The 2,897-nt window shown below is 64.2% G+C and carries 3 protein-coding genes; 2 read left to right on the plus strand and 1 reads right to left on the minus strand.

The features are described from left to right. The first annotated feature begins 372 nt into the window (after positions 1 to 372). Positions 373 to 804 (plus strand): DUF1016 N-terminal domain-containing protein, encoded by a 432-nt coding sequence (locus tag M3I54_RS45040; protein WP_302059389.1) that lies wholly within the window; start codon positions 373 to 375, stop codon positions 802 to 804. Between the two features lie 159 nt (positions 805 to 963). Beyond that, positions 964 to 1,416 carry a PDDEXK nuclease domain-containing protein gene (locus M3I54_RS45045; RefSeq protein ID WP_309249688.1) on the plus strand — a complete coding sequence of 151 codons (453 nt, stop codon included), beginning with the start codon at positions 964 to 966 and terminating at the stop codon, positions 1,414 to 1,416. A 41-nt stretch (positions 1,417 to 1,457) separates the two neighbouring features. On the opposite strand, the gene M3I54_RS43830 is transcribed toward M3I54_RS45045, so the two are convergent. After that, positions 1,458 to 2,897: UvrD-helicase domain-containing protein (locus tag M3I54_RS43830; RefSeq protein WP_254346632.1), on the minus strand; the 1,440-nt coding region annotated here is incomplete at its 5' end.

The following is a 2,897-nucleotide window of genomic DNA, read 5'->3' on the forward strand; positions in this document are numbered from 1 at the left end:
CCCGCACCAATCGCGGCGCCGCGGTACGCAAACCGAAACCATTGCCTGGCACACGGAAGCAGCGCGAAGTGACGCTCGAGGACTTGAATGCGGCGGTAATGGGGACTCACCGCAATCCGGGAGGCTCGGTGCTAAAAACCCCCTCCAGATAGATATAAAGGACTGCAAAACAACCACACCCAGAACCAACCTCAACCCCGACATCTGTATTTAGCCGGGACCCCGACATCTGAAAATGGCTTTGACATTTGATGGGGTGCGATGGTATAATCCTGCTTCGACCGGCTGGCCACCGGCCTTGCCGGCTACGTGTCGCCAACTGGATAATCGACCTTTGATGGTCCGACGACCGGTGCATGGCGCCCGCACTGCATGACAAATGACCTGACCAGCCTTGCCAGAAGTGACGACTACCGCCGCTGGCTGTCCGATCTGAAGCAGCGCGTCGAGCGCGCTCGCCAGCGCGCGGCCGCCAGTGTAAACCGGGAGCTGATCCAGCTGTACTGGCAGATCGGGAACGATATCCTTCAGCGGCGGCAGCAACAGGGATGGGGAACCGCCGTCGTGGACCAGCTGGCGCGCGACCTGAAGTCCGCATTCCCTGACATGCGAGGTTTCTCGCCGCGCAACCTGAAATACATGCGCGCCCTTGCCCAGGCGTGGCCGGATCCGGAATTTGTGCAGCAGCCTGCTGCACAATTGCCGTGGTTCCCACCTTTGCACCTTGCTCGACAAGGATCCCGCGCATCGCGACTGGTATGCCGCCAAGGCGCTCGAACACGGCTGGGTCGCGCAGCGTGCTGACCATGCAGATCGAGACGGCCGCCCATGCGCCTGCCGGCAACGCCGTCACGAATTTCGCCGACCGGTTGCCACCTCCGCAATCCGATCTCGCGCGCGACGTGCTCAAGGATCCGTATATCTTCGACTTCCTCGGCCTGACCGAAAACGCCCAGGAGCGCGATATCGAGCGCGCGCTTGCAGCACATCACCCGCTTCCTGCTCGAACTGGGTGCCGGGTTCGCGTTCGTGGGGCGCCAGTACCGGCTGGAGGTCGGTGGCGACGAGTTTTTCGTCGATCTGCTTTTCTACCACCTCAAGCTGCGTTGCTATGTCGTCGTCGAACTGAAAACGACACCGTTCAAGCCCGAATATGCGGGCCAGCTGAACTTCTACCTGTCCGCAATCGATGCGCAGGTTAAGGCGCCCGAGGACCAGCCGACCATCGGCCTGCTGCTGTGCAAGGAAAAGAACCGGCTCGTGGCGGAATATGCGCTGCGTGGCGTGGCCAAGCCAATGGGTGTGGCTGAGTACCAGCTGATGCGCGAGGTGCCACCCTCGCTGGAGACCGGTCTGCCGACCATCGATCAGCTCGAGGCCGAACTGCGTCCCGACCTGTCGGACGGCATTGTGTAAGCATCGTCGGGCAACGCCGACGCCACTTTTACCAGCAGGTGCTAGCGCCGGAGACTGAAAAGCCGCAGCAGTTCGTCGCGCAACCCGGAGATATCGAGGACATGCTGCGCCCGTGTCACGGCCACATAGAGGAGGCGCAGTTCATCGTCGTCCGGCATCGGACTGCCGTCGGCCCCGCGCAGGCGGAAATCGTTGGCAACCTTGACCCGCTTCCATTCGAGGCCCTTGGCACGGTGGACGGTCGAGATCACATAGTCGGCGGCGCCCTCCGCCGCCGAACGCTGCGCCAGGGCCCGCAGATAGCCGGTCCCCAGCTCGTCGACGATGCGCACAACCGGCAGCAGGTCCTGACCAAACGCACTGCGCGCAAACGCCTGTGCGTCGCTCCACGTCTCGAACAGCGAAAATGCCGCCGGACGGAACGCGCGCTGGCCGGCCAGCAACCGGTCAGCGCCGTCAGCGTAAGCGAGAATCTCGGTGGGACTCATCCGGATCGCCGGTCGGTGTCCCGCCTCGAGTCCCGCGGCGAACTGCCAGATCGCCGTGACGTTCTTCCGGCACAGGATCGCGTCGACCGGCGGCGCGAGCGCAGGATCTTCCACCATGATCGAGCCAATGGCTTCCTGTCCCCGGATGGGCGTGCGCTCACCGAGCAGTGCGAGCAGGCGGCTGGCGAGCGCCGCGAACGTGGCGCCAAAACGGAACGACTCCGTGAGTGCACGTTCGGGCGCGTCGATCTGCGCCATCGCATTGACCGCGCCCCGCCACTCGTAGATTTGCTGGTAAGGATCGCCCACATAGATGATCTGCGCGTGGCGCTGGCGGCCGAGGACCGAAAGCATCACACCATCGCTGTCCTGCGCCTCGTCGAACAGGATGAAATCGGCTGCGATGCGTGGCTCCGAGAGCGCCCAGTGCTTCAGAAGGACGTCAGGCGAAATGGCGCTCGCGGCGTGGGCTGCCGTGCCCTCTTCCCACAGCCGCCCGACGTAAGGCAGCAGGTAGGTGCGCAGTTGCGCGGCCACCGCTTCGTCGATCTTTTCATCGACGACAATATGCTGCGCTGCCGGCTGTATGTCCGCGGACCGGCAGAATCTGTCCCGCCCATCGGCAATCATCCGCCCGATCTCAAACGCGGCGATCTCGACGGTCTTGCCAGTCACCGTGCGGACTTCCAGTGGGCCAAGCCCGTAGCGTGCGGCAAGTTCGTGCGGCGGCTCGCCCTGAAGGCTCACGCGGCTTCTGAGCGCCGGGCTGGCGCAGGCCCACGCCAGCGAATGCATCGTCCGTGCGCCGACGTGAGGTGGAAAGCGCCGGGCGGCGTTTGCCGCGATTTCCCGGTTGAACGCGAGGTACATACCGCGCCGATGCCCGATGTGCTCGGCCACGAGCTGGAGCGTGGAGGTCTTGCCCGCGCCTGCAAATGCCTTGATCTTCAGGTCCCCGGTGCCACGCGCCGCCTCGATCACCGCCTGCTGCTC

This window comes from Paraburkholderia sp. CNPSo 3274 (assembly GCF_024206475.1).
Taxonomy (GTDB): domain Bacteria; phylum Pseudomonadota; class Gammaproteobacteria; order Burkholderiales; family Burkholderiaceae; genus Paraburkholderia.